The organism is Parabacteroides sp. AD58, from assembly GCF_023744375.2.
GTDB lineage: Bacteria > Bacteroidota > Bacteroidia > Bacteroidales > Tannerellaceae > Parabacteroides > Parabacteroides absconsus.
On sequence record NZ_CP146284.1, the window covers coordinates 3,247,193 to 3,273,948 of the forward strand.

Consider the following 26,756-nt stretch of genomic DNA (forward strand, 5'->3'; position numbering starts at 1 on the left):
TTTCGGTAGGTATAAGTACTAAAGCGGGGCTGATACGCCGTCGGACATAATGCCGTCGGATAGGTATCAGCCCCGTTTTAGTTGATAGAGTTTACGGGCAGACGTGCATCTCCGTGAAACGGGCTCCGGCATTCAGGAAATGGGCTGTGATCCAGAATACGGTCCAGCTTTCCGAATAGCCTCCACGCAGTTTACGGACATCCGACATATCTCCATGCTGGGCAAAGTTGGTCTGTTGTAACTGTTCTCCCTGACTTCCGTAAGGATTTGTCAGTTGGAAGCAACTACGATACATGACTTTTGCCAGTTTCTTCAAGGATTCATTCTGCAACCAGACGCCCATCTTGTAAATATCGGGCGTGAACATTACTCCGAAAACGTCGATGTGTTGGTTCTGAGGAGACACAACTGTCCAACCGGTGGTACGGAAATGATGATCGGCCATTCGTCCCGGTGGTAACGGAATATCCCAAACGACGGTATAACTCAGGCATACATCCATGGCATGTTTCGCCCAAGCTAAATACTTTTCCTCCTGTAATATTTCATAAAGGGAAGCAAATCCCTGGAAAGCCGCCCAGGCTCCTTCTTTGTCTTCACAAGTAGCGTCGAGTGTTCCTCCCCAGTAGGGTTCGCGCATGGTGAGATGCCGTTCTGCAAAAACAGAAGCGGCTTTAACGGCAGCCTCTTTATATGTTTCATTTCCGAATAATTGATAAGACAGGATTAGCGGAGCAATCAGGAATCCTTCTGCCGTTGAATAAGGACGCCAGTCGGTTTTCAGGATACGGCTCGCTTGTCCGTCGCAAGCCTTTTTCAGGAATGTCTCCCATTTGCTGGTATTATATTTCCCGCTTTTGCGGGCTGTTCCGATGGCTTCGGCTATATTATACATGGCTTGTCCGCACGATACTGGGTCACCGCCGTGGTATTCTTTCTTGTCAAGGAAATAACCTACCGGAAACATACCATCTTCCTTTACCGGGAAGGTAGAAAGAAAATCGAGCGACTGTTGTACATAGTCGCTAATCTTTGGATCATTTAATTCTTTTTCCAGGCATTGAAGTGCATATCCCAACGAGCCGGCTTGTCCGCACCAGCCCATGACGATATCTTTCCGATAACTCTTTTCGTACATACCGAATCCTTTTACATCGCCTTCATCCAGCCAACGGGTCTGGGCGAAATGATACTTGGCCCGGATAATCTCGTCGAAAGGAGTAAAGACGTCGGCATCGAAAGGCTGATACATTTCCAGCGCCGTGTAAAGCGGTTGTTCAAATCCGCTTCCTTCTTGCCCGATAGGATATACCTGGATGTAAAATTCTTTCTCTACGATACGCCCGGGTTCCATGTCCAGATACGTATCTGTGTATTTCATAGGTTGGCGCTGAAGGGCTTTAGCTACGCTATGTTGCCGGTTATATCCGATAGGACCGGAGTAAAGTACAAACTCGGTTCGGTCGGCATACGTCTCAACTCCCATTGACCACCATTGGTCGGCCAGACGGGCGCCTCGTACCGGACTGGGCACGGTGTGCAGAGCGGCTGCTTTAAGTTTCTCGGCTTGTTCGAGCATACAAAACGGCATCGGATAGCGATGGTCCTCAAAAATGGCAAATTCTCCCGGCTGACTGGTATAAACCGGTATAATCTTGTCGTTTACTTTGGCTCCGGCCGGATTACCATAGTATAAGATGCCCGGCATGAAAGGTTTTAATCCTCCATCCCGCCATTGGAAACGAACGGATAAGGAAGCCTTGTGAAGGGTGTCTTTTCCCGCCCACTGATACCGGCGAATCCCGTGAATCAGTCCGTTTTCTTCCAGTCGGTAAGCATCCCGGACAAGCATTTCTCCCTGTCCGATCGGCAGTTTCCCGGTTAGGATTGTCCAACCGTTTACGTTTTCTTTTTGCGTAGGCGAGCCGTGAACCCAGGCACTCATCCAGTCGTTTTGCCAATCTGTTGCAACCGACCATAAACCTTCGGCGGGAGATTGCAGCACGGTTTCTCCGCTCAGTGTAAAGGCAACGGCATACGTCTGATTGGCTGTTTGAGAGACTTCCAACCCGGCTTGCCCGGATTTTTGCCCGTTTGCATTCCAACTGATGCACAGAGCAAAGGTCCACATCATTACTTTTTTCCACATAATAGCTATCTGTTATTTAGGTTGTTTATAAGCTTGATTTGAAACTTATTGTCAGGAAAAACGGATTTCCCGTAACGAGGCTTTTTAAGAACAGGGACAGTTTTTTCCCGTTAGAGAAGCCATTTCCTGCCTAAAAATACGAAGAAAAGGCGATAATTAGCGGAAAAATGGGCTTGAAAGTCGTTGTTTTTGAAGAAAAAGGTAGGCAGAAACGGAAACGATTCCTACTATCTTTTCCGAAAAAGCCGGCGTGTTTTTGTTTTTTCCCGGCATAAATTTCGGAAAATGCCTTTAGCATGCCTTTTTCATCCTCTATTCTTCAAAAAAATAAGCTCAAATCCGTACTGTTTTTCGTTGACAAATCTCTATTAGAATAGACGAAAAAATAAACACGTCCCCCAAAGGCAGGCATAAATCTCTTTCTTGAAATTCATCCTTAAAGTGAATAAGGTTTTTAATATGCCAAAACGTCAATCTTTAACTCGCCGAGAATCGTCTGTACGAAATCATTTCCGTACATGCATTCGTAGAACGCAGAAATAGACGACCACTTTTGACATTTTGACAAAACTGACAAAATGATATCCATTTTATTTCCGCCCACGTAAGATATGGCGTTTCCCCGGAGGACCCGGCAAACGCTCCATCTGGAAGCCGGCAGCCTGCATGCCGCGGCGGACGTCGCCTTTGGCGCAGTAGGTAACCAATACGGCTCCGTCGGCAGCATGGGCATAAAGCTTTTCGTAAAAAGGCTGGCTCCACATTTCCGGTTGCTTTTCCGGCGCAAAAGCATCCATATAAATCAGGTCGATGTTGGTAGGGAAGGCACAGCGGTTGCTGTCGCCTTCTATTTTATGTAAGATGAATCGGTCGGACAGTGCTACTTCCTGGTTCCAAGGCGCCTGATGAAGTTCATGGAAGCGGTCTTTCTGTTCGGGCCAGACAAGTTCTCCATAATTAAGGGAAGAAACCAGGGTTTCCGACAGCGGATACAATTCAATACTGTGATAAACCACCTGCTTGTCGGTCAGGACTTCTTCCAGTTCCTTCCATGTCAGCAAGGCATTTAATCCGGTTCCGAAGCCAATCTCCAGCAAATGAATAACCGGCTTATCCACCGCATGAAGTCCCGCTCCGATAAAGATATATTGTGATTCCTGCCAGGCTCCGTTGACGGAGTGATAATGTTCGTTCATCTCCGGAATAAACAAAGTATGACTGCCATCGGCCGTTACCTGCAAGACTCTTTCCATATTTTTCTGTTCCATCTTTCAGCTATCTATGATAAGGCAAAGGTAAGGGAATATTCATAGACAAGGAAATTGTAATTCTTTAAAAGTCGAGTTGCAACATATCGAAAAACATAGCACGGGTATTCCCCGTCATTTCTTCCGGATCTAATCGTTTGAAACCATTACGTTCATAAAACGGGATAGCTTCGAGATAGGCATCGACTGTCAAGAATCGGAAAGTAGAATATCCACATTCTTGCCTTAATCGGTATTTCAATTCCGACATGAGATCATTTCCTATGCCTTGACTTTGATAATGAATGGATATTGCGAACCGGCCAATTTTCACGGCTGGATAACTGCCAAAATGTTTAGAGTGGGGAAAAAGCTTTTTGATTTTACGCCAAACAGCTTTTGAAACATCTTGTTTGGCAATTTTGTCGTTAAACAAACTAAAATAGCCAACCAATACATCGTTGTCGTCCAACAAAAAAGTTTTAGCCAATCGCTTTTCATCAAATGCTTTCGCATCATGTAACAAAAAGCCATCCAATTCGGCATCTCCGCAATTGAATGACTTCATTTCATAGTCGGAGGTTAATGGGATTATTTTCATATGCAATATTATAAATGACAGTCATACTTTCTGACGAACTCTTCATGCTTTTTGCATACTTCTTCCCAATTTTTCCGACGTTCTTCTTTGCTCATGTTATCAACTTCCTTCATTAGACGGTCAAAGCGTTCAGCAGATTTGCCGTATAAGATAGGAGTCTCTTTAAATGGATACTTCGCTTTCATAGTTATTGTTGTTTACAAGGTTTATGAATGGATACAAAGATAAGGTTTTAGTATTTTACTTCCAATAGATTCTTTCAAAGATTGTTTATCCTCTTTGGGGTAAATTCAATTCTTATTGTCTCTTTTGTGGCGATCTGTTTTGTTAATTTCACAATCCGGTAAAACTATTTAATAGAAAAAGACTGAGGCGGAAAGGTTATATCTCTACATTTGTGCATTGTTGATAGTCGATTATGAGGAGGTGTTGGTTGATTGGTGTAGTGGTATGTATACAATATATGCATACCGTTAATGCGCAGACTTGGAGTAAGGAAGATTCTATTCGCCTGGCAAATATCTTGTCGGGTAAGGATACGTTGAAGCTGAATCCGGAATTTCAGCGTTCTATTCAGAATGGGACGTTCATTAATCTGAATCCGGTAGGAAAGATGAAGAGCTCACCGTCGAAAGTCCCTTTTACCAAAGATTTTTCTGAATATATCAAACTGGATAAAAGCGTGCTGGTGGAAGAGAAGAAGAACTGGAAAGACATGCCGCCACAGGCTGCCATGCGTGAGCCGATAGAAGTAAAAGAACCTGATTTGAAAGTCAATCCGTTGGTATATACGATACCCGGACAAGTCAAACAGACGGCAGTCAAACCCAGCGGACATGATTTCAATGATTTCCTTTCTTATCTGTTAAGTCCGAAGTACCGGCAGTTTAAGAAGAATGCGAGCCGGAATACGTATAAGATTTATAACGATATCCCGGCCTTGCAGATTTATCAGAAACAAAAGAAGTTCAGGGAAGAACATCCTGAACTGATCTTGAAGTCCGACAGCCAGGCTGTGAAACCCAAGAAAAAGGCCTTAATCGGTCCGGTATCCGGGTTGCATTAGAATGCCGGCTTTTCCGCCGGTTCGCCGGCAAGCCACCAGTCAATCATGCGGCGGGCGATACTTAATTTGGCCGGAAGTTCGGGCAAGTGTTCTTTACGGAAGAAAGAGCCGGCACTTAATTCATCATCCTGCAACTTAACGGTTCCGCTTTCATAATCGGCAAAGAAACCAATCATAATACCGCTCGGATAAGGCCAGGGCTGGCTGCCAAAATAAGTGATGTTCTTGATGGTGAGCCCGGTTTCTTCCATTACTTCCCGTCTGACACATTGCTCCAGCGTTTCACCTACTTCCAGGAAACCGGCCACCAGTCCGTGAAAGCTTCCCCGGAAATTTCGGGCATGTACCAGCAGGACTTCTTCTCCGCGTCTGATCAGTACAATGATAGCCGGTGAGATAACCGGATAAAACTCCTGGTGGCAGGAATCGCAGTATTTAGAGATGACCGTATGCCAGGCCAAAGGTTTTCCACAAGCCGGACAAAAGCGGCTGTTGCGGTCCCAGTGAACTAACTGATGTGCTTTTCCGGCCCGTTTATACCAGTCGCGTGACAAATAATTCCAGCTGGCGCGTAAGCCAATCATGATCCATTGTTCATCTTCTGTTATTTCTTGAGGCAGTGATGCTGCCCTTGCCGGTAAAGATGAATCCAGAACAACTTCAAAGGAATTGTCTATACCAAAAGGAGGTCCTTCCTGACAAGGAATTTCATACGTCGAACCTTCCTTTTTCAGTAATAATTTGTCCTGGAAGAATAAGAACCAGTAATAAGCTTTATTTTGTATTTCCATATTCTTTTTCTTTTTCTGATTGCGGTTGCAAAATAAAGAAAACTTATTCGTCCCTCGACTTGTTTATTTATATATTTGCATAAAGTAAATGAGTTTATAAGAACTTTAGTTTTTAAGTTAACGCACGACAAAAACTCAACGGCTTATAGACATACTGACGCGATAACTAAAAAGTAATCCATAATCAATGAATGTTTGGATAAAAAGAATCTGTATCTTCTGTTTGATACCAATTATATTGGCCGTCATACTTTCGATATTATTATACATTCCGGCTTTTCAGAACTTTGCTGTGAAACAGGCCACTTATTACGCCAGCAAAAGCACCGGAATGCATATTGGCATAGAACGCATCCGACTTTCGTTTCCGATCAAGCTGAATATCCACGGGATAGAAGTAATTCAAGACACTGTTCCAGCCGATACGCTTTTCATGTTGGAAGATTTGAATATAAGTATTCGTCCAATCCCTTTGTTAAGTAAGGAGTTATTAGTTGAGTCAGTCGGATTAAAGAATCTCCGCGTCAATACGGGGAAGTTGATAGACGGTATCGAAGTGAAAGGATTCATCGGAGACTTTCTGGCGAGAGCCGACCGTATAAGTCTTGCTACTGAAAAGGCGACACTGAACAATTTGGCATTGTCGGATGCAACTGTGACCGTCTTTATCACAGAACCAAGTACGCCTCCTGATACGACGACGTCCGAACCGGTTAACTGGTTATTACGGTTGCAGAAAATTGATCTGACACGTGTAGCCTTGGCATTACAGATGCCGGGTGACTCTTTGCGAATGTCGGGCTTTATTACCCAAGCCAGTTTAAGAGACGGAGAGGTCGACTTGAAGAATGCCAGTTACCTGGCCGATAAGTTTACCTTTGTCAGTTCAGCAATCAATTATGATACAGGCGATGCTGCTCCCTTAAAAGGACTGGATCCATCTCATATTGGATTGTCCGATATTGAGATTGATTTAAGCTCACTCTTATATGCCGGGCAGGCCGTACGGGCAGATATCAATAAACTGGTAGCTAAAGAACGGTCCGGATTAGAAATTAAGCGTTTCGAAGGAGAGATCAAAGGAAATAATGCTTCCTTGGAAATTCCTGGGTTGACATTGGAAACCTTGCATTCGGCGGCTGAATTAAAAGGAACGATCCCGTATGCCGCATTTGATAAGACCCCAAAAGATCAGATGGATGTTTCATTCTGGGCTCATCTGGGAAAGAAGGATATTATTACATTGGCTGGAGAATTACCTGAAGAAGTGGTGAAGGCTTATCCGGATACCAGCTTGCGTATTCAGGCAGAAGCATCAGGAAACTTGGCGGCATTGGAACTGAAGAAACTGGATGCCCAGCTTCCCGGAGCCTTTTCTATGCGGCTTCAGGGAAAAGGAAAGGCCTTGCAGAGTGAAAAGAAGCGTTCGGGCGAAGTGGGGTTGAAAGTCTTTACACATAATCTTGATTTCTTGTTGGATTTTCTGCCTCCGGAAAGTCGTGCCAACTTCCGGATCCCGAAGCGGATGATGTTGACGGGAGACGTAATGTGGAAAGACCAGCAATATACAGGTGACTTGGTTTTCCGCGAAGGACAGGGGAAAATCCAGCTGAAATCTCTGTTGGATACCCGAACCAATCACTATAAGGCTGCATTTGAAATCGACAGTCTGGAACCTATTCACTTCATGCCTAAAGATTCACTTTATTGGATGACGGCATTTATTCAGGCGGAGGGAGAAGGGACAGAAGTATTTGATTCACTGACATGGGTAAATCTGAATGGTAAGATAGGCGATCTCCGTTACGGAAGTTCTTCTATTTCGGATATTACCCTGAAAGGCTCTTTGAAGGACAATTTTGCTATCGTGGAATTAAACAGTGAATATCCGCTGGCCAAAATGGATGTAACGCTGAATGCTACGTTGAAGAAGAATCTGGTTAATGCTATGTTGATCGCTGATATGCAGCATCTGGATTTGTATGGTTTCCATCTGATGGATAAACCTTTCTCTACCTCTTTTCAGCTTTTCGCTGAGGCCGAGTCTGATTTGAAAGATCATCACCAGGCTGATCTGACATTGGGAAACTGGGAAATCGAAACGGAAAAGACGAAGGCAAAGCCGAAAACTCTTATCCTGAAAGCTCGTACAGAAACGGATTCAACGTTTGTTTCTTTCCATGCCGGCGATTTGGCCATCCGCTTGCAGGGAAATAAAGGATTGAACGGCCTGAGTGAAAATTTCAATTTAATTTCGAAAGAAGTTGACAGGCAGATGGCTCAGGATTCCATTGTCCGCTTGGCTCTGTTACGACCTATGTTGCCTGAATTACAGTTGAAGGTAACGGCGCAGAAAGATAATCCGATCTATAACTTCATGAATATGTATTCCCTGAACTTCCAGCAACTGGAGTTGAATGTGAATACTTCTCCGGAAAAGGGAATACAAGTGGATGGCGGTGTATATAAGTTATTAAGGGATACCTTCCTTCTTGATACAATCAGGATGCGTTTATGGCAGGATACGGTAGGTATCTTTTATGAAGCTGGTGTGGTTAAGAATAAGTTTAAGAAGCAACTTCCTTTTTCTGCAACTTTGAGTGGGAAACTTTTGACCGGATATGCTGATGCTTTATTGAAGTTCGATGATGAAAAAGGTAAAACCGGCATTCTGTGGGGCGGCAGTATCCAAAAGGAAGAAGAAGGCGGTATCCAGTTGCATTTCTTCCCCAATGAACCTATTTTGGCCTTCAATCCATTTACTTTAAACGAAGACAATTATATTTTAATCCGTAATGAAAAAGATATTTCGGCTAACTTCTTGCTGAAAGGAAAGCAGAACGCTTTCTTGCAAATTGACACACATCCGGTAGACAGTGGGTTGAATGAGATTCATGCGGCCTTGGGACAAGTTGATTTGCATGAGATATCGAAGGGCTTTTCGGCTTATATGCCAGAATTGGAAGGAATACTGAATGCTGATTTTCAGTACATGCCTTCTGATAGTTCTTATACGATGACGGGGGGAATAAGCATTGATTCGCTCCATTATGAGAGGAAGCGGGTTGGAGATCTGATGTTGAGTGCTGTATATTTGCCTGTATCTGAAAATGAACATCAGGTAGATATTCACGCTTTCCGGGATGCTGAAGAGTTTATGAATTCATTCGTTTATTATCAGAGTGGTGTTAACGACAGTATAGATGGTTCTATGCAGATAATGGATTTGCCATTGGTGATGCTGAATCCTTTTATTCCGGATGACATGGCTTCTATGAATGGGAAACTGCAGGGGAAAATGAATATTTCCGGAACGAGTCAAGCCCCTGATATGCAAGGTTTCCTGCAACTGGATTCGGCAACTATGTTTGTGACGGCAGCCAATACGACATTGAAGTTTGATCCGCGTCAGATCGTTGTGGGTGATAATCGTATCCATTTTAATAAGTATCAGATTCTGGCGACCGGACAGAATCCGTTTGTCATAGATGGAACTGTTAATTTCTCCGATCCTTCGAATATGATTGCCGATATGACAATGACTGCCCAAAATATGCAGTTGCTCAATACAAAGCGGAATAAAGAAAGTCTGGTGTACGGTAAAATGTATGTCAACTTGAATTCAACGATAAAAGGACCGCTGAACTCTTTGATCATGCGAGGTGATTTGCATTTGTTGGGTGGAACAAATGTGACGTATGTATTGAAAGATTCTCCATTGACGGTACAAGACCGGTTATCGGGTTTGGTAACGTTCACTTCGTTTGAAGAAGATACTATTTTAGGAAAGAGACCGCGGGTTTCGGCATTGCCTTTGGGTGGAATGGATATGTTGATGACAATCCATATTGATCAGGCAGTACAGATTAATGCTGATTTGACTCCCGATCAATCCAGTCATGTGAATCTGGAAGGAGGAGGCGATCTTTCTTTCCAGTATACACCGATGGGTGATATGATCCTGAATGGGCGTTACACATTAAGTAGTGGAACGATCAAGTACTCGCTACCTGTCATTCCGCTGAAAGAGTTTAATGTACAGAACGGAAGTTATATTCAATGGAGTGGTGATCCGATGGATCCTAGTATGAATATAACAGCAACGGAGAGGATTCGGACTTCAGCAGCTTTAGATGATGGTAGTTCTCGGATGGTAAACTTTGATGTAGGAATCCAATTGACACAACGATTAGAGAATTTAGGATTAAAGTTTATCCTGGATGCTCCTGAAGATGCTGCCATACAGGAACAGTTAGCACGGATGGGTGAAGAAGAGAAGGCTAAACAGGCTGTTAGTATGTTGGTAACAGGTATGTATTTGGCGGGTAGTTCAACTACAGGGAAAGCAAATCTGAACATGGGTGCAGCATTGAATAGCTTCTTGCAGAGCGAAATCAATAATATTGTCGGAAGTGCTGCCAAGTCATTAGATATTAACTTTGGTATGGAAAGTTATGATACCAACGGCGATGGAACCAAACGGACTGATTATTCTTTCCGCTTTGCCAAACGTTTCTATAACGACCGGATTCGTATTGTCTTGGGTGGTCGAATTTCTACCGGTGAAGATATTAATCAGGGACAGGCACAGCCGTTTATCGATAATGTATCCATTGAATATCGGCTTGATCCGAGTGGAACTCGTTATATCAAGCTTTTCCATAATAAAGATTACGAAAGTCTGCTTGAGGGAGAATTAACGGAAACCGGTGCCGGTATTGTACTGCATAAGAAGATGCAGTATATGCGTGAGTTGTTTATATTCAAAAGGAATAAGACGAAACCTCAGGATGAGGATAACGATAAAAAGGAAATCAATGAGAATGAAAAGTAAGATATGGATTCTATATGTCTTTCTGATGTTTCTGTCGCTGGCATCCTGCTCGGTAACGAAGCATCTGCCGGAGGATGAGGTTCTTTATACCGGTATCCAAAAGATTGAAATATTGGATCGGGATTCAACGCCCGAAGGAGATGTCACACTCGAGGAAATAGAGGCTGCCTTGAGTTATCCGCCAAATAATGCGCTGTTGGGAAGTTCTTCCGTGCGGATTCCTTTCCCTTTTGGCTTGTGGATGTATAATGCTTTGGTCAATAAGAAGGGGAAAATCGGGCAATGGCTTTTCCGTAAGTTAGCTGCAAAACCGGTATATATTACCAACGTCAATCCGGATGTCAGGATTAGGGTGGCAGATAATCTGCTTAAAGAATATGGCTATTTCAATGGGAAAACATCTTATACGCTGGTACCAAATCCGAAAGATCCGAAACAGGCAAAGATAGAATATCAGGTTAGTATGAAAGCTCCTTATACGTATGATAGTATTCAGTATGCACAACGCCGGCATCGGACAGATACAATAGTCTTGGCGAATGCTACCCGGACATTACTGAAGAAAGGGGATAATTTCAATGTGACGGTATTGGAAGCCGAGCGCCAGCGTATTAGTACTTTGCTGCGTGATAATGGTTATTATTATTTCCGGCCTGAATACATTACTTATCAGGCAGACACGGTGAGAACGCCCGGTAAGGTTTCCTTGAAGGTCGTTTCTTCGGCTACTATGCCAAGGGAAGCTTTGCGTCCATGGACTATAGGAAACATAACGGTTGCTTTGAATGGATATAATAATGAGCCACCAACAGATACGTTGCAATATAATGACCTGACTATTTTGTATGAAGGAAAGCTCAGAGTCCGTCCGGCTGTTCTTTATCGGAAATTGATGTTTAAACCAGGAGAGCGTTATTCGAACAGTAAGCAGATGGAAACGCAGACTGCACTTTCCAGGTTAGGCATCTTTAAGTATGCTGAAATGCAATATGCGCCACAAGATACCAGCCGTCGTTGTAAAACGCTCGACCTTCGTATCAATACCGCCTATGATCTTCCTTTGGATGGAGAACTGGAGTTTAATGTAACTACCAAGAGTAATGATCAGACGGGTCCGGGTGCTATCTTCAGTATGACAAAGCGGAATGTATTTGGAGGAGGCGAATCCTGGGGCGTTCAGTTAAAAGGATCGTATGAATGGCAAACTGGTAACCGTGTGGATGGGGCTTCATCATTGATGAACAGTTATGAAATGGGATTAAGCAGTACATTAACTTTGCCGCAATTGGTCTTTCCCGGTTATTTGAAACGTAACTTAAAGTATCCGTCGAGTACAACATTTCGTATTTATGCTGATCAGATGAACCGGGCTAAGTTCTTCAAGATGCTTTCATTTGGAGGAAGTGCAACGCTTGACTTTCAGAGCTCAGCAACGAGTCATCATTCGGTAACCCCTTTTAAGCTTACATATAACAAGCTACAACATACAACGGCTACGTTTGATTCGATTACGGATGCAAATAAAGCTCTTTATCTGAGTTTGAAAGATCAGTTTATTCCAGCAATGAGTTATACGTATACATACGATGATTCTCCATTGGAAGAGAAGAAACATCATCTCTGGTGGCAGTCGTCTGTTACTCAGTCTGGTAATATCTTAAGCGGTTTTTATGCCTTGGCTGGAAAAAGTTTTAAGGAGCAGAATAAGAATTTCTTAGGGAATGTCTTTTCCCAGTTTGTGAAAGCAACTACGGAAGTCCGTTATGATTATCTGTTGAAGAAGAATCATCATTTAGTCGGGCGTCTGTTGGTCGGAGCTATTTATGGTTATGGAAATGCTGAGAATCATTCTACACCATATAGTGAGCAGTTTTATATTGGTGGAGCCAATAGTATACGTGCTTTTACGATTCGTAGCATTGGCCCGGGACGTTTTATTCCGGATACTAATAATAAATATGGATATATTGATCAGACTGGAGATCTTAAATTTGAAGCAAACTTAGAATACCGTTTCCCCATCTTTGGAGATTTACATGGAGCTACATTTTTAGATGCCGGCAATATCTGGTTAATTCATGAAGATCCGAACCGTCCGGGCGCACAATTAAAATGGGGCAGTTTCTTGAAAGACTTGGCCTTGGGAACAGGATTTGGTTTTCGTTATGACCTTGATTTTATTGTTGTCCGTGTTGATTGTGGCATTGGACTGCATGTTCCTTATGATACAGGAAAGAAAGGATATTATAATATACCCAAGTTTAAAGATGGTCTTGGTTTACATTTGGCAATCGGTTATCCCTTCTAAGGAGATTACGCGTTGAATGATTTCAAGAATAAAGTCATAAAAAAAGAGAAGATTTTATCCATACAGACGAAATCTTCTCTTTTCTATTGTTTTACTATGAGTGATCAGGCATTTAAGCCCAGGAAATTCTTCAATGGATTAGCATACATTTCAAGGATTTTCTTTCGGAGAAAATTCTCGTCTTTGTTAGGAATGACAATCTTGTCGAGCTGCTTCTGCAGATATTCTTCAAAAGCTTTCTTGTCTTTTAATCCATAATGATCAGAGAAACGGCGCGTACCGTTAAGTAAATCGTAAGCAATGTAATTGTTCGGATAGAAACGGTAATGACGGTATATTTCTTTGTCGATAATAGATGCGACAGCAGCAAATAGTTCATTTCGGTCCATAGCCGGATCTAATTGATCAAGCTGATCGTTGATCAGTTTACTGATCGTGAAATGTACACGGCCTTTCTGTCCTAAAATTCCGGTTTCCATGCTTAATAAGTCATCACGTTGCGTCTTGTGATATTCCGGATTATCTCGTTTCAGCTGGAATTCTTGTGCTTTCAGGTAATCACAGGGATCAAATTCATAAGAAATAGCTACAGGAACAATGTTTAATGATTTGAGGTTTCCAATAACATCTTTTTCACCAGCCATACAAAGCATCTTAAGGACACTCGGCTGAGTGCGGTCATTTGAATCTTTTGCACGCCCTTCGCGTTGTGCAATCCAAATGGATTCTTTTGTGTCTTTGATAGTATGATTAATGTATGCCGAAAGTGTACCGCTTACTTCCAACATCTGGCGGACTGAAACTCCCCGTTTGACGATAAAGCTGTTGTTAAGGCGGACAAATGTTTTGATCCAAGGACGAATCAGCAGGTTGTCACCAATAGCAACTTGTGTCATACCATATCCCACATCATAAAGCATGACGTTTAAGAAAGACGCATCCAATACGATATCGCGGTGATTGGAGATGAATGTGCAAGCAGGTTTCCCTTCGGGTAAACGGCTGCGACCTGAAATGGTCAATGAAAAGGTCGTCTTTTTTGCTACCGTCATGACGGCATCATAAGCCAATGTCGATTTGAATTCTTCCTTTGTCTTACATGCCCGCATAGCAGCACACAACTGATCCCAATCCAGGTTCGGTTTGACATACTGAAGCGCGTGCCTGAATTCTTCTGAAGCCAGCAGATCTTCTATTGCCGCTTGTACTTCATCCTGGTTTAGAGGACGGATATCCTCAAAATTCGGAGAAACTGTTCCTGTATCCATATCCCTTTAGTTTATCTCGTTTTCAATTATGTCATTCATCACGTCGGTAATATTCAGTCCGGCTGCTTTTACTTGCTGTGGAATGAAGCTCGTAGCTGTCATACCGGGCGTTGTGTTGATTTCAAGCAGATAAGGTTCTCCATCTGCAGGTATAATATAATCTACACGTATTAATCCTTTCGCACCCAGCAAATCATATATACGGGAAGTTTCCTGCTGTACTTTCTGTGTCCATTCAGCCGAAATACGTGCTGGCGTTATTTCTTGTACCTGCCCGTTGTATTTGGCGTCGAAGTCAAAGAATTCATTGGATGTTACCACTTCCGTTATAGGGAAAATAACCTCTTTCCCTTTTACCTTATAGCATCCACAGGTCACTTCAGTCCCGGCAATGAAACTTTCAATAACAACTTCTTTCCCTTCAGCAAAAGCTTTATCAATAGCGGCTGGTAATGCAGCTGCCTCTTTTACTTTGGTTACTCCAAAGCTACTGCCACCATCGTTAGGCTTAACAAAGACCGGAAGCCCTAAGCGAGCAACTACTTCCTCTGGAGTGATGCTTTCGCCATGCATCAGGCGAATCGATTTTGCTATCCTTACTCCGAAATCATTCAGGTAATGGTTACATACATACTTGTTAAATGTCAATGCGCTTACCAGCATTCCACAAGAAGAATAGGGTAAACCAATCAAATCAAAATAACCTTGCAAACGTCCATCTTCACCAGGAGTCCCATGAATGGTAATATAAGCAAAATCAAAGCGTATCTTTTTGCCGTTTTCAGAAAAACTGAAATCGTTCTTATCGATAGGTGTATGTTCGCCATTCGATAAACGGACTGACCATTCGTCTTTCTTTACGATGGCAATATATAAATTATATTTGTCTTTATCAATAAAAGAATAGATTCCTTCAGCACTTTTCAAAGAAACCACAAACTCAGAAGAGTCTCCTCCTGCTACAATCGCAATATTCTTTTTCATAATTCCAATTCTTTAGTTGTTGCATATATGCGCCATTTATCTATCAGCTCCTGCATGTCGGCCGGAATTTCTGAATCAAAAAAGAGTTCTTTGCCCGTTGTTGGATGTACAAAACCTAACGTCTTGGCATGTAAAGCCTGACGGGGACAAATGGTGAAACAATTCTGCACAAATTGTTTATATTTAGAAAATGTTGTTCCTTTTAATATCTCGTGCCCTCCATAGCGTTCGTCATTGAAGAGTGTATGACCTATGTATTTCATGTGGACACGAATCTGATGTGTACGCCCGGTTTCTAACCGACATTCTACCAGTGTTACATATCCTAATCGTTCTAACACCCGATAATGGGTAACGGCATGCTTCCCCTGGTCTCCGTCTGGAAAAACCGTCATTTGCAGTCTGTCTTTTGGACTTCGCCCGATATTCCCTACTATTGTGCCTTCATCTTCCTGAAATTGTCCCCACACAACAGCCCGGTAACAACGTTTTGTTGTATGGTGATAAAATTGTAACCCTAAGTTACTTTTGGCTTCTGGAGTCTTGGCAATGACAAGTAGTCCGGATGTATCTTTGTCGATTCGATGAACTAAACCTAAGCGGGGATCGGAAGGATCAAAATGTTGTTCGTCTCGTAGATAGTAGGCAATAGCATTCAAGAGAGTTCCCGAATAATTGCCGTGACCCGGATGTACAACCATACCTGCCGGTTTGTTTACAACCAGCAAGTCACTATCTTCATATACAATATTAAGCGGTATATCTTGAGGGATAATTTCCGTTTCGCGACGAGGACGATCCATAACGATCTGTACAACGTCAAACGGTTTTACCCGGTAATTACTTTTTACAGGTTGGCCGTTTACCCAAATGCAACCAGCGTCGGCTGCCAGTTGGATACGGTTACGAGTTGTTCCTTCCAAACGGGCTACTAAAAACTTATCAACACGGAGAAGTGACTGGCCTTTATCGGCCGTAACCTTAAAGTGTTCATACAAACCGGGCGAAACCTCCGGAGATGTTATGATGGCTGCCGATTCATCATCGTCAAGCAACATGTCATCAACCTGCTCTTCATCTATTTCGTCAATAAAGTCTGCCATGATTAAAACCAATTTTCTTCTTCGCTATCCAACGATTCGACAGGAGCCATATTCAGGCTGTCTAATGCCAGAGAGTCTGTTTCTTCAAATCCACCACTTACGACTAACGTCAGATGTGCATTTAAGGGAACATGCTGACCTTCTTCCAATATTTTCTCATTCCATTCTACGCCAATAGCCAGGTCCTTATAGTCTCCTGCTACATATTTTACTTCTATTGATTTAAAACCAATGGATGTCAGTAGGGCATAAGCCTGGCGGAAAGAAAGATCTTGTACTTCTGGTATACGTGCCATTTGGGAGGTCTTGGCATTAATGGTGACAAATACGATTCTGCCTTCCTTTACTTTCGAGCCCGGCGTCGGTACGATTTCAACAATAGCTCCCGGATCAACATCTTTAGAGAAAACAGAATCTATAATGTTATAACGTATTCCTTTTTCAGCCAGAAAAGGAGCGGCTTCTTCCATGGTCATCCCTTTTACATCAGGAATAACAACCGCCTCATTATGGCGCGTGTAGATGTCTAGCCACACTAAGGTCCCGTAAATCAATCCCCAAAGGATCAATATGGCCAGTAACAGGCTGATCACAATGGGATTTTTTAATATCTTTATTAAACGACTATTCATATTTAGCTTTTCCTTCTGATACAAAGTTCAAAGGTAGGTATAAAAACAAAGAAAGTAAAGGCTTTTGATTAAAAAAACCTTTACTTTCCTTATAGCTTACAAACAGAATAGATTATCCGTTGTATTCGTCTGATACAGTTAATTTAGCTCTACCTTTTGCACGACGAGCTGCTAATACACGACGACCATTGGCGGTAGTCATTCTTTGACGGAAACCGTGCTTGTTCTTTCTTTTTCTGTTGGACGGTTGGAATGTTCTTTTCATTTCTCTATATTATTTTATTTATTATTATTCGCATACTTATTCGGGCTGCAAAGATAGGCTCTTTTTTTGAATAAACAAACAGATAGCTGTATTTTATTGTTTATTCACCATCCGGATAATCAAAATACAGTCTTTGATACCAGCTTACCGTTGGTAGCTACCGTTAATACAATCCCCCTTTATATAAGTTGTCAAAATTGGAATGTGAGCCTTCTACCAGTTTCGCTTCTTCTCCTTCAGGATTAAGCTCGATTGATTTCTTCAGGTCTTCAAAGGCTCCTGCTTTATCTCCTTTCATATTTTTTGCCCGTCCCCGTTCTGAATAGAATTTTCCTTGGTCAGGTGCATTTTCGATGGCTTCATCAAAAAAGGCGATAGCTTCATCCAGCTTGTTTTGAGCAATTAACAACTGACCGATCAGTAAAGTTGCATCTTCATTAAACGGATTTAGATTTAGTACCTGGTGAAAATCCGCATCAGCTTGTTCGATATTCCCGATCATGGCATAAATGCGGCCTCGCAGCAAGTAGGCAGTATCTTCTTCCGGATTAAGTTCAATTACTTTTTGAATATCTTCCAGGGCTTCTGTTCCTTGTTGCATCTTTAGTAGGATTTCTGCTCGAAGTTGATAGGCACTGGCAAAGTCATCACGCAAAGTAACAGCACGTGTCAGGTCGGCAATAGCACCTAATAAATCGTTGGTTACATGTTTCGCTTTAGCCATTAAGTAGAATGCTGTCGCATTTTCTGGTTGAAGAGAAATGATTGTCTGGCAATCGGTAATTACTTCCGGATCTTTATCCAGCATAAAAAGAATTTGAATACGCGTTAATAGTGTATCAACATCATCGGGCTTTAGTTCACGCATCTTGTCTAAAACGCCTAATGCTTCTTCCAGTTTACCTGATGCTATATAGGCTGCTGTCAGAAATGACCGTGTTTCAAAATCTTCTTGGATGTTTAATGCTTCTTCAAAACAGCGGATGGCATAGGGTAGTTTATGGATTTTCTGTGCACGAACTCCATCATATTTCAAAATATCAAAATTCTTCTCTTCATTTTTTCGTCCCTCTTCGGCTGACGCGTCTTTTGGCTGTGAAGAAAATAATGATTTAAAAAAGCCCATATTCTTTGTTCTTATTATATTCGTTGCAAAAATAAAGAAAACAACCTAACAAACAAATATTATATTTCAATTGAACTATATTTTCACCGATTTTGTCTTGTGTTTTAAATATTAGCTTGGGCGGTTCTTTGGGAAACCATGTGCTTGGCATAAAACCTGCCTTATTTGGAAACAAAATAAGTAGGAATCGATTTTGATTCTCGTTAGTTCTGATAATGATTCTCTCGAGTTCTGTTTGTGGTTTGTTGCATGAGCTTTTTGTATATGTATGGGTGTTCCAGTCTTTTGGAGAATAATTTGCCTGAGCTTCAATTTTTTATTTGTTAGAATATGATAAAACTTAATTTATAGGAGAGTATTTATTATAAATTGAAACTAAATAATGCAATAAAGTATATATTCTTTTCTTTTTTCAAATTTTTAAAATTTGAAAACTTACATTTTACAGCCTATTTATTAATTTTGGCAGAGTTTTTCTGAACGGACAATGTAAGGATATTCTCATTAAATCTACTATTATCTTCAAAATATGGAAAACATAGAAATTGGACTTTTATTGATGGTTGTCGGTATGGCAACGGTTTTTGTTATTCTTCTGATCGTAATTTATCTGGGCAAAGGATTAATTATGGTCGTAAATAAATATGCTCCGGAAGAAGAAACGGTGAAGAAGGTAACTAAAACGTCTGCTGCTGTCGCAGCACCGATGGGTACTTTATCAGCACAGGAAACCGCTGTGATTGTTTCGGCAGTTAGTGCCGCAACACGAGGTTTGGGTAAAGTAGTTAAAATTGAAAAATTATAAAGTATTGCATATCATGAAAAAAGAAATCAAATTTAGTCTGGTCTTCCGCGATATGTGGCAGTCTGCCGGAAAATATGTTCCGCGTGTTGACCAGCTGACTAAAGTCGCTCCTGCGATCATTGAAATGGGATGTTTTGCGCGTGTTGAAACTAATGGTGGTGGTTTTGAACAGGTTAATCTTCTTTTTGGAGAGAACCCAAACCGGGCCGTGCGGGAATGGACAAAGCCTTTCCATGAAGCAGGAATACAGACACACATGCTTGACCGTGCATTAAACGGTTTACGGATGAGTCCGGTACCAGCCGATGTTCGTCGGTTATTTTATAAGGTTAAGAAAGCTCAGGGAACCGATATCGCTCGTACGTTCTGTGGTTTGAATGATATTCGGAATATAGAACCTTCTATTCAATATGCAAAGGCGGCTGGTATGATTTCCCAGTGCTGTCTGTGCATTACACATTCTCCGATTCATACCGTAGAGTATTACACAAATCTGGCTTATGAACTGATTGAAAAGGGTGCTGATGAAATTTGTGTTAAGGATATGGCGGGAATCGGTCGCCCTCATTCGTTAGGACAGATTGTTGCGAATATCAAGGCTAAATATCCGGATATACCTGTTCAATATCATAGCCATGCTGGACCAGGATTAAATATGGCCTCTATTCTATCAGTTTGCGAGGCAGGTTGCGACTATATTGATGTAGGTATGGAACCGCTGTCGTGGGGGACAGGGCATGCCGATCTGCTGGCTGTACAGGCTATGTTGAAAGACGCCGGATTTATTGTGCCGGAAATTAATATGAAGGCGTATATGAAAGTACGCTCGTTGATTCAAGAGTTTATGGATGATTTCTTAGGTTTATATATTAGCCCGAGAAACCGTTTGATGAATTCGTTGTTGATTGGTCCGGGACTTCCGGGTGGTATGATGGGCAGTTTGATGTCTGACTTGGAAAAGAATCTGGAATCTATTAACAAAGGCCGTGCGAAGAGAGGCAAGAAACCGATGACCCAGGAGAAGCTTTTGCTTAAGCTCTTTGATGAAGTAGCGTATGTATGGCCACGCGTCGGATATCCTCCATTAGTAACTCCATTCAGCCAGTATGTGAAGAATCTGGCGTTGATGAATGTGATGCAGATGGAAAAAGGAAAAGAACGTTGGAGCATGATAGCAGATGATATCTGGGATATGCTTTTGGGTAAAGCCGGACGTTTGCCGGGTGAACTGGCCCCTGAATTAGTGGAAAAGGCACAGACCGAAGGACGTAAGTTCTTTGAGGGTAATCCGCAAGACAATTATCCGGATGCTTTGGACAAATATCGCAAGCTGATGAATGAGAAGCATTGGGAAGTAGGCGAGGATGAAGAAGAATTGTTTGAATACGCTATGCATCCGTCGCAGTATGAGGCCTACCGTTCAGGAAAGGCAAAAGTAGAGTTTAAAGTTGATGTAGCCAGACGGAAAGCTGAAAAAGAAAAGGCTGCTGCGCCGAAGACTGAAATTGCTCTGCCAAAAGATCCTCAGGTGATGACGGTAGATGTTAACGGTCAGGCTTATCGCGTAACGGTCGCTTTTGGTGAATCAGCTGCTGCGGCACCGGTTTCTGCTCATGCAGCTCCGGCTCCACAACCTGCTGCGGCACCTGCTCCTGCACCTGCTTCTGCTGGAAGTGGAAAAGAAGTCTTATCTCCATTGGAAGGTAAATTCTTCTTGGTAAAGGGTGCTTCTGATGCTCCGGTAAAAGTAGGTGACACGGTGAAGAAGGGAGATATCTTATGTTATGTTGAAGCGATGAAGACCTACAATGCTGTTCGTTCGGAATTCGATGGTACGGTAACAGCGATTTGCGTGAATGTGGGTGATGCCGTTTCAGAAGATGATGTATTAATGACCATTCAATAATGAACGAAATATTTCACAACTTATATGAAATGACTGCGTTCAGCAATATCATTGCTGAACCGCAGTTCCTGATCATGTATGCCATTGCATTCATCTTGCTTTATCTGGGTATCAAGAAGCAATATGAACCGTTGCTGCTGGTCCCGATTGCTTTCGGTGTCTTGCTGGCCAATTTCCCTGGAGGCGAGATGGGCGTTATTCAGGCAGATGAAAACGGGATGGTAGAAGTACATGGTGTGATGAAGAATATTTGGGAGATGCCTTTGCATGACATTGCGCATGAACTGGGATTGATGAACTTCATTTATTATATGTTGATCAAGACTGGCTTCTTACCTCCTATTATCTTTATGGGTGTTGGAGCATTGACCGACTTTGGTCCGATGTTGCGCAATCTGCGGCTTTCTATCTTCGGAGCGGCAGCTCAGCTGGGTATCTTCACAGTTTTGCTGGTTGCTATTCTGATGGGATTCACGCCGAAAGAAGCGGCTTCGTTGGGAATTATCGGTGGAGCCGACGGTCCGACGGCTATCTTTACGACGATTAAGCTGGCTCCTCATTTGTTAGGACCGATTGCTATTGCTGCTTATTCGTATATGGCGCTGGTACCGGTGATCATTCCTTTGGTGGTTAAACTGTTGTGTACGAAGAAAGAATTAAGTATCAACATGAAGGAGCAGGAGAAGAAGTATCCTTCTACTACTGAAATCAAGAATCTGCGGGTACTGAAGATTGTTTTCCCGATTGTTGTGACTACTGTGGTTGCCTTGTTCGTGCCGAGTGCCGTTCCTTTGATCGGTATGCTGATGTTTGGTAATTTGGTGAAAGAAATCGGAACCAATACCTCTCGTTTGTTTGATGCTGCATCCAACAGTATTATGAATGCTGCCACGATCTTCTTGGGATTGTCTGTCGGAGCAACCATGACTTCCGAAGCATTCTTGAATCTGACGACGATTGGTATCGTGATTGGTGGTTTCCTGGCATTTGCCCTTTCTATTGCCGGAGGTATTTTCTTCGTCAAGATATTTAATCTGTTTACGAAGAAGAAGATCAATCCGCTGATTGGAGCTACGGGATTAAGTGCTGTGCCGATGGCAGCGCGTGTGGCCAATGAGATTGCGTTGAAATACGATCCGAAGAACCATGTGCTTCAATATTGCATGGCAAGTAACATTTCGGGGGTTATCGGTTCGGCTGTGGCTGCCGGTGTCCTGATTTCGTTTTTGGGATAATCTTGTTTATTTTATAGAAAGAAGTAAAGCTGTCGCAAGTTTATTGTGGCAGCTTTTTTTGTATTTCCTCGGCATGGCAGGGCTTCCCGGAGTTTCGGAAAGTGCTTTTCCGCCGCCGCAGGGCTTCCCGAAGTTTCGGAAAGCGTTTTTCCGTCGGCGCGGAGGTTTCCGAAGTTTCGGAAAGAGCTTTTCCGCCGGCGCGGGGTTTTCCGAAGTTTCGGAAAGCACTTAAACGTCGGCGGGAGATTTTCATTGTTTCAAAATAAGCTCATCTTTACTTATGCCCTTGTTTCATACAGGAAAAGACATAACACGAATAAGGAGAGACCGATGAGAAGAAATGCGGCAATCGTTATTTTTGCCCATTTGTAGGATTTCGCTAATTCATATTCATATAACTCATCGTTTGTATTTTCCCGATTTTTCGCTTTTATCGCATGGTACAGCGAGAATATCCCTAAAATGGGACAAATGATGAACGCCATAAGCGAAAGCAATAAGTAAGCATCTGTTTTTTTGTGATTCATGTGACTAAGGACTATATATGTTTATGAGTTGCAAGTAATCAATTTTTTGTTTCAAGATAATATTGAGCTTTGTAAAAGATGTTAAGATTAAACAAAAAGGCTGCACTGTAAATTTCATTACGGCGCAGCCTCAAAAAGTATGGGAAAGATCAATTATTTCATCTTGCAATCCGAACAACGAGACTGGATTTGTTTGAAGAAGTCATTTCCCTTGTTATCAACCAAGATAAATGCAGGGAAGTCTTCTACTTCAATCTTCCAGATTGCTTCCATACCCAATTCCGGATATTCTACACATTCGATACTCTTGATATTGTTCTGAGCCAGGATAGCAGCCGGTCCACCGATAGATCCCAGATAGAAACCGCCGTGTTTCTGGCAAGCGTCGGTTACTTGCTGGCTACGATTACCTTTTGCCAACATGATCATTGAACCACCGTGGCTTTGGAACAAGTCAACATACGGGTCCATACGTCCTGCTGTTGTCGGGCCCATTGAACCACAAGCCATACCAGTCGGAGTTTTTGCCGGACCAGCATAATAAATCGGATGATCTTTGATGTATTGAGGTAATTCTTCACCACGATCCAGACGTTCTTTCAGTTTTGCGTGAGCGATATCACGACCTACGATGATTGTACCGTTCAAAGAAAGACGAGTAGCTACCGGATATTTGTCCAACTCAGCTAAAATCTCGTTCATCGGACGGTTCAGGTCGATCTTCACTGCATTACCTTCGCCAGCCTGACGCAAAGCTTCCGGAATCAATTCTCCTGGATTAGAATCCAGTTTCTCAATCCAGATACCATCTTTATTGATCTTACATTTGATGTTACGGTCGGCAGAACAAGAAACACCCAAACCTACCGGACAAGAAGCTCCGTGACGAGGCAAACGAATGATACGAACATCGTGTGCATAATATTTACCACCGAACTGAGCACCCAAACCGATCTTGTGTGCTTCTTCCAGGACTTTCTTTTCCAATTCTACATCGCGGAAAGCACGGCCATGTTCATTTCCTGTAGTTGGCAATGCATCGTAATAACGAGTAGAAGCCAATTTAACCGTCAACAAGTTCTTTTCTGCAGAAGTACCACCAATAACGAATGCGATGTGATACGGAGGACAAGCAGCAGTACCCAAAGTCTTCATCTTGTTAACCAAGAACGGAACCAGCGTTTCCGGATTCAGGATGGCCTTAGTTTCCTGATATAGATAAGTCTTGTTGGCTGAACCACCACCTTTTGTTACACATAAGAATTTGTATTCCATACCTTCAGTAGCTTCCAAGTCGATTTGAGCCGGTAAGTTACATTTGGTATTCACTTCTTCATACATACTTAACGGAGCGTTCTGTGAATAGCGCAGATTCTCTTCTGTGTAAGTCTTATATACACCTTCAGAAAGAGCTTCTTCATCACAATAACCAGTCCAGACCTGTTGTCCTTTTTCACCATGGATAATAGCTGTACCCGTATCTTGGCAGAAAGGTAAAACTCCTTTGGCAGCTACTTCAGCATTCCGCAGGAATGTCAGTGCAACATATTTATCGTTTTCGCTTGCTTCCGGGTCATTCAGAATCTTTGCCACCTGTTCATTGTGTGAACGGCGAAGCATGAATGAAACATCACGGAAAGCAGCATTGGCCATAGCGGTCAAACCTTCTTTAGCAATTTTCAGAATAGGTTTACCTTCAAATTCTGAAACTGATACATAATCTTTTGTAAGCAAATAATACTCTGTAGTATCCGGTCCCAGCGGGAACATCGGTTGATACTTGAATGGAGGTGTTGCCATAATATCTTACGTTTAATTTAATATTGGTTGTCTTTATCAATAGACGGACAAACTTACTCAAAATTCATGAGAATCTATCATCTGAATCCACAAAATTCCCGAAATTTATCGAACCTTTTATTGAAGCCGCATGAAATGCCTGAGAAGACGATTAGTAATTTTTAAGTAAATAATTAGTGAAATCTATGGATATAAAAAATTATTTAGTTTAATTTGTATTTGATATGGAATTGTAGTTACCCCTACTTAAATACAGGAAAGTATGAAGGACGAGCTTGAAACTAATTTGGCAGGTGAAGAAGCTGCTAAATTAAATGAAACGAACACACCGGCAGAAGTACCGGAAGTAACAGCCGAAGCTGCCGCTGTTGAATCTGATAATGCAGAAGAAAATGCTGCAGGTAAATTAACAAAAGATGAAATCCTGAATCGACTACAAACCTTGGTTGATGCTCCAGTTGAGACAGTCAGAGGTGAAGTAGAATCGCTTAAACAGGCTTATTATAAGATCCGTCGAAATGAAGTAGACGAATTGAAGAAGGCGTTTATCGAACAAGGCGGTGATGAAAAGGATTTTTCATCACCCGAAGATACAAAGGAAAATTACCTGAAAGAACTTCTTAGCTCATATAAAGAGAAGAAGGCTGCATATCTGGCAGAAGAAGAAAAAATAAAAGCTGAGAATTATGCGGTCAAGTTACAACTGATCGAACAGTTGAAGATGCTTTGTGAAAGCCAGGATGATTTTAACAAGTTATATAATGAATTTAAGGATATCCAGCAGAAATGGAAAGAAATTAAGCTGGTTCCTGAAGAACACGCAAATGAACTTTGGAAAGAATATCAGACTTACTCTGAAGCTTTTTATGATCTGATCAAGATTAACAATCAGTTCCGCGATTATGACTTCAAGAAGAATCTGGAGTTAAAAACAGCTCTTTGTGAGGCTGTTGAGAAACTTCAGGACGAAAAAGATATTATTTCGGCTTTTCATCAATTACAGAAACTGCATCAGCAGTGGCGGGAAATCGGTCCGGTTGCCAAAGATTTGCGTGAAGAGCTTTGGAGTCGCTTTAAGGCTGCTTCTACGGTGATTAATAAACGTCACCAGCAGCATTTTGAAAACCTGAAAGCAAAGGAACAGGAAAATTTAGAAGCGAAGACTGCTATCTGCGAACAGATCGAAGGTATTGATTATGCAGTTCTGAAAACATTCAAAGACTGGGATGAGAAGAATAATGAAGTCTTGGCTTTACAGCAGAAGTGGCGTACGATCGGTTTTACTCCGAAGAAACACAATACAAAGATATTTGAGCGTTTCCGCGCAGCTTGCGATGTGTTCTTCACGAAGAAGACGGAATTCTACAAGGCTATAAAGGCTGAAATGGAAAAGAATCTGGAGAAGAAACGTGCTTTATGTGAAAAGGCCGAAGCTTTGAAAGATAGCACGGATTGGAAAGGTACGACTGAAAAACTGATTGCTTTGCAGAAAGAATGGAAGACAATCGGTCAGGTAACACGTCGTCATTCAGATTCAATCTGGAAACGCTTTATTACTGCCTGCGATTATTTCTTCGACAACAAGAATAAGAATGTTTCTTCACAAAAGAGCGAAGAACAGGCTAATCTGGAAGCGAAGAAAGCGTTGATCGAAAAGGTTAAGACGATGGACGAATCTCTTGAAACGGAAGAAGCGATCAGTACATTGAAAGAATGGATTGCTGAATGGAATGAGATTGGTCATGTTCCGTTTAAGGAAAAAGATAAGGTGTACAAAGCTTTCCATGAAGCTGTCGACGCACAGTTTGATCGTCTGAAAGTAGATCAACGTGATCGTCGGATGAAATCTTATCGAAATAATGTCAGTGAAATGGCAGGTAAAGGGAAAGGTAAACTCTATTCTGAAAGAGATCGTCTGATGCGTACTTATGAACGGATGAAGAATGATTTACAGACGTATGAAAACAACATCGGTTTCTTAAGTATTTCTTCCAAGGGCGGTAGTGGTCTGGTAAAAGAAATGGAACGCAAGATCGAGAAGTTGAAAGCTGAAATGGAATTGACCGTGAAGAAAATTGAAGCTATCGACGAAAATCTGGAATAAAATCA

General features: G+C 42.1%; 18 protein-coding genes and 1 pseudogene. 7 read left to right on the top strand and 12 right to left on the bottom strand.

Going from position 1 to position 26,756, the window contains the following annotated elements:
- Positions 1 to 91: 91 nt before the first annotated feature.
- From NEE14_RS13650 to NEE14_RS13665, 4 genes are all read right to left on the bottom strand, one after another.
- On the bottom strand, positions 92 to 2,149 hold the full coding sequence (locus tag NEE14_RS13650) for a hypothetical protein (protein WP_251967205.1): 2,058 nt from the start codon (positions 2,147 to 2,149) through the stop codon (positions 92 to 94).
- A 590-nt stretch (positions 2,150 to 2,739) separates the two neighbouring features.
- Positions 2,740 to 3,402, bottom strand: a complete 663-nt coding sequence (mnmD, locus tag NEE14_RS13655) for a tRNA (5-methylaminomethyl-2-thiouridine)(34)-methyltransferase MnmD (protein WP_251967277.1) — start codon at positions 3,400 to 3,402, stop codon at positions 2,740 to 2,742.
- A gap of 79 nt (positions 3,403 to 3,481) precedes the next feature.
- Positions 3,482 to 3,997 carry a GNAT family N-acetyltransferase gene (locus NEE14_RS13660; RefSeq protein WP_251967206.1) on the bottom strand — a complete coding sequence of 172 codons (516 nt, stop codon included), beginning with the start codon at positions 3,995 to 3,997 and terminating at the stop codon, positions 3,482 to 3,484.
- An 8-nt stretch (positions 3,998 to 4,005) separates the two neighbouring features.
- Positions 4,006 to 4,182: a hypothetical protein gene (locus tag NEE14_RS13665; RefSeq protein ID WP_251967207.1), complete on the bottom strand. Its 177-nt coding sequence runs from the start codon at positions 4,180 to 4,182 to the stop codon at positions 4,006 to 4,008.
- A gap of 278 nt (positions 4,183 to 4,460) precedes the next feature.
- Between NEE14_RS13665 and NEE14_RS13670 the strand changes: the two genes are divergently transcribed.
- The gene (locus NEE14_RS13670) at positions 4,461 to 5,063 is read left to right on the top strand and encodes a DUF4858 domain-containing protein (protein ID WP_251967208.1); all 603 of its coding nucleotides are present in this window, start codon (positions 4,461 to 4,463) and stop codon (positions 5,061 to 5,063) included.
- Here the strand turns inward: NEE14_RS13670 and nudC are convergent.
- Positions 5,060 to 5,860, bottom strand: a pseudogene (gene nudC / locus NEE14_RS13675) (NAD(+) diphosphatase); the annotation flags it as partial. The gene NEE14_RS13670 and the pseudogene nudC overlap by 4 nt on opposite strands.
- A gap of 181 nt (positions 5,861 to 6,041) precedes the next feature.
- On the opposite strand from nudC, the gene NEE14_RS13680 reads away from it, so the two are divergent.
- Both NEE14_RS13680 and NEE14_RS13685 read left to right on the top strand, forming a co-directional pair.
- On the top strand, positions 6,042 to 10,688 hold the full coding sequence (locus tag NEE14_RS13680) for a translocation/assembly module TamB domain-containing protein (RefSeq protein ID WP_251967210.1): 4,647 nt from the start codon (positions 6,042 to 6,044) through the stop codon (positions 10,686 to 10,688).
- A complete protein-coding gene (locus NEE14_RS13685) occupies positions 10,678 to 12,996 on the top strand; it encodes a BamA/TamA family outer membrane protein (RefSeq protein WP_251967211.1) in 2,319 nt (772 codons plus the stop codon). Before NEE14_RS13680 ends, NEE14_RS13685 begins: the two co-directional genes overlap by 11 nt.
- A 104-nt stretch (positions 12,997 to 13,100) precedes the next feature.
- On the opposite strand, the gene NEE14_RS13690 is transcribed toward NEE14_RS13685, so the two are convergent.
- The 6 genes from NEE14_RS13690 to NEE14_RS13715 form a co-directional block, all read right to left on the bottom strand.
- Positions 13,101 to 14,264 (bottom strand): 1-acyl-sn-glycerol-3-phosphate acyltransferase, encoded by a 1,164-nt coding sequence (locus NEE14_RS13690; RefSeq protein ID WP_251967212.1) that lies wholly within the window; start codon positions 14,262 to 14,264, stop codon positions 13,101 to 13,103.
- 6 nt (positions 14,265 to 14,270) lie between these two features.
- Positions 14,271 to 15,248 carry a D-alanine--D-alanine ligase gene (locus NEE14_RS13695; RefSeq protein ID WP_251967213.1) on the bottom strand — a complete coding sequence of 326 codons (978 nt, stop codon included), beginning with the start codon at positions 15,246 to 15,248 and terminating at the stop codon, positions 14,271 to 14,273.
- Complete coding sequence (locus NEE14_RS13700; RefSeq protein ID WP_251967214.1) at positions 15,245 to 16,351, bottom strand: RluA family pseudouridine synthase; 1,107 nt, start codon at positions 16,349 to 16,351, stop codon at positions 15,245 to 15,247. The genes NEE14_RS13695 and NEE14_RS13700 overlap by 4 nt, the downstream gene beginning before the upstream one ends.
- A gap of 2 nt (positions 16,352 to 16,353) precedes the next feature.
- Positions 16,354 to 16,983 (bottom strand): PASTA domain-containing protein, encoded by a 630-nt coding sequence (locus tag NEE14_RS13705; RefSeq protein ID WP_262922362.1) that lies wholly within the window; start codon positions 16,981 to 16,983, stop codon positions 16,354 to 16,356.
- Positions 16,984 to 17,095: 112 nt separating this feature from the next.
- Complete coding sequence (rpmH, locus tag NEE14_RS13710) at positions 17,096 to 17,248, bottom strand: 50S ribosomal protein L34 (RefSeq protein ID WP_251967216.1); 153 nt, start codon at positions 17,246 to 17,248, stop codon at positions 17,096 to 17,098.
- Between the two features lie 163 nt (positions 17,249 to 17,411).
- Positions 17,412 to 18,374 (bottom strand): tetratricopeptide repeat protein, encoded by a 963-nt coding sequence (locus tag NEE14_RS13715; RefSeq protein WP_251967217.1) that lies wholly within the window; start codon positions 18,372 to 18,374, stop codon positions 17,412 to 17,414.
- A 529-nt stretch (positions 18,375 to 18,903) separates the two neighbouring features.
- Here NEE14_RS13715 and NEE14_RS13720 point away from each other — a divergent pair.
- The 3 genes from NEE14_RS13720 to NEE14_RS13730 are packed head-to-tail and all read left to right on the top strand — an operon-like array spanning position 18,904 to position 22,320.
- Positions 18,904 to 19,179: an OadG family protein gene (locus tag NEE14_RS13720; RefSeq protein ID WP_251967218.1), complete on the top strand. Its 276-nt coding sequence runs from the start codon at positions 18,904 to 18,906 to the stop codon at positions 19,177 to 19,179.
- Positions 19,180 to 19,192: 13 nt separating this feature from the next.
- Complete coding sequence (locus NEE14_RS13725; protein WP_251967219.1) at positions 19,193 to 21,085, top strand: biotin/lipoyl-containing protein; 1,893 nt, start codon at positions 19,193 to 19,195, stop codon at positions 21,083 to 21,085.
- Positions 21,085 to 22,320 carry a sodium ion-translocating decarboxylase subunit beta gene (locus NEE14_RS13730; RefSeq protein WP_022456744.1) on the top strand — a complete coding sequence of 412 codons (1,236 nt, stop codon included), beginning with the start codon at positions 21,085 to 21,087 and terminating at the stop codon, positions 22,318 to 22,320. Before NEE14_RS13725 ends, NEE14_RS13730 begins: the two co-directional genes overlap by 1 nt.
- Before the next feature lie 680 nt (positions 22,321 to 23,000).
- On the opposite strand, the gene NEE14_RS13735 is transcribed toward NEE14_RS13730, so the two are convergent.
- Positions 23,001 to 24,647: a fumarate hydratase gene (locus tag NEE14_RS13735; protein ID WP_022456745.1), complete on the bottom strand. Its 1,647-nt coding sequence runs from the start codon at positions 24,645 to 24,647 to the stop codon at positions 23,001 to 23,003.
- A gap of 262 nt (positions 24,648 to 24,909) precedes the next feature.
- On the opposite strand from NEE14_RS13735, the gene NEE14_RS13740 reads away from it, so the two are divergent.
- Positions 24,910 to 26,751, top strand: a complete 1,842-nt coding sequence (locus NEE14_RS13740; RefSeq protein ID WP_251967220.1) for a DUF349 domain-containing protein — start codon at positions 24,910 to 24,912, stop codon at positions 26,749 to 26,751.
- The last annotated feature ends 5 nt before the right edge of the window (positions 26,752 to 26,756 follow it).

Bases quoted from the DNA above. Each gene is read 5' to 3' on its own strand.
- NEE14_RS13705 (WP_262922362.1), bottom strand. From the start codon at position 16,983: ATGAATAGTCGTTTAATAAAGATATTAAAAAATCCCATTGTGATCAGC.
- NEE14_RS13715 (WP_251967217.1), bottom strand. From the start codon at position 18,374: ATGGGCTTTTTTAAATCATTATTTTCTTCACAGCCAAAAGACGCGTCA.
- NEE14_RS13690 (WP_251967212.1), bottom strand. From the start codon at position 14,264: ATGGATACAGGAACAGTTTCTCCGAATTTTGAGGATATCCGTCCTCTA.
- NEE14_RS13700 (WP_251967214.1), bottom strand. From the start codon at position 16,351: ATGGCAGACTTTATTGACGAAATAGATGAAGAGCAGGTTGATGACATG.
- NEE14_RS13665 (WP_251967207.1), bottom strand. From the start codon at position 4,182: ATGAAAGCGAAGTATCCATTTAAAGAGACTCCTATCTTATACGGCAAA.
- NEE14_RS13695 (WP_251967213.1), bottom strand. From the start codon at position 15,248: ATGAAAAAGAATATTGCGATTGTAGCAGGAGGAGACTCTTCTGAGTTT.
- NEE14_RS13650 (WP_251967205.1), bottom strand. From the start codon at position 2,149: ATGTGGAAAAAAGTAATGATGTGGACCTTTGCTCTGTGCATCAGTTGG.
- NEE14_RS13720 (WP_251967218.1), top strand. From the start codon at position 18,904: ATGGAAAACATAGAAATTGGACTTTTATTGATGGTTGTCGGTATGGCA.
- NEE14_RS13725 (WP_251967219.1), top strand. From the start codon at position 19,193: ATGAAAAAAGAAATCAAATTTAGTCTGGTCTTCCGCGATATGTGGCAG.
- NEE14_RS13670 (WP_251967208.1), top strand. From the start codon at position 4,461: ATGCATACCGTTAATGCGCAGACTTGGAGTAAGGAAGATTCTATTCGC.
- NEE14_RS13730 (WP_022456744.1), top strand. From the start codon at position 21,085: ATGAACGAAATATTTCACAACTTATATGAAATGACTGCGTTCAGCAAT.
- mnmD (WP_251967277.1), bottom strand. From the start codon at position 3,402: ATGGAAAGAGTCTTGCAGGTAACGGCCGATGGCAGTCATACTTTGTTT.
- NEE14_RS13660 (WP_251967206.1), bottom strand. From the start codon at position 3,997: ATGAAAATAATCCCATTAACCTCCGACTATGAAATGAAGTCATTCAAT.
- NEE14_RS13685 (WP_251967211.1), top strand. From the start codon at position 10,678: ATGAAAAGTAAGATATGGATTCTATATGTCTTTCTGATGTTTCTGTCG.
- NEE14_RS13740 (WP_251967220.1), top strand. From the start codon at position 24,910: ATGAAGGACGAGCTTGAAACTAATTTGGCAGGTGAAGAAGCTGCTAAA.
- rpmH (WP_251967216.1), bottom strand. From the start codon at position 17,248: ATGAAAAGAACATTCCAACCGTCCAACAGAAAAAGAAAGAACAAGCAC.
- NEE14_RS13680 (WP_251967210.1), top strand. From the start codon at position 6,042: ATGAATGTTTGGATAAAAAGAATCTGTATCTTCTGTTTGATACCAATT.
- NEE14_RS13735 (WP_022456745.1), bottom strand. From the start codon at position 24,647: ATGGCAACACCTCCATTCAAGTATCAACCGATGTTCCCGCTGGGACCG.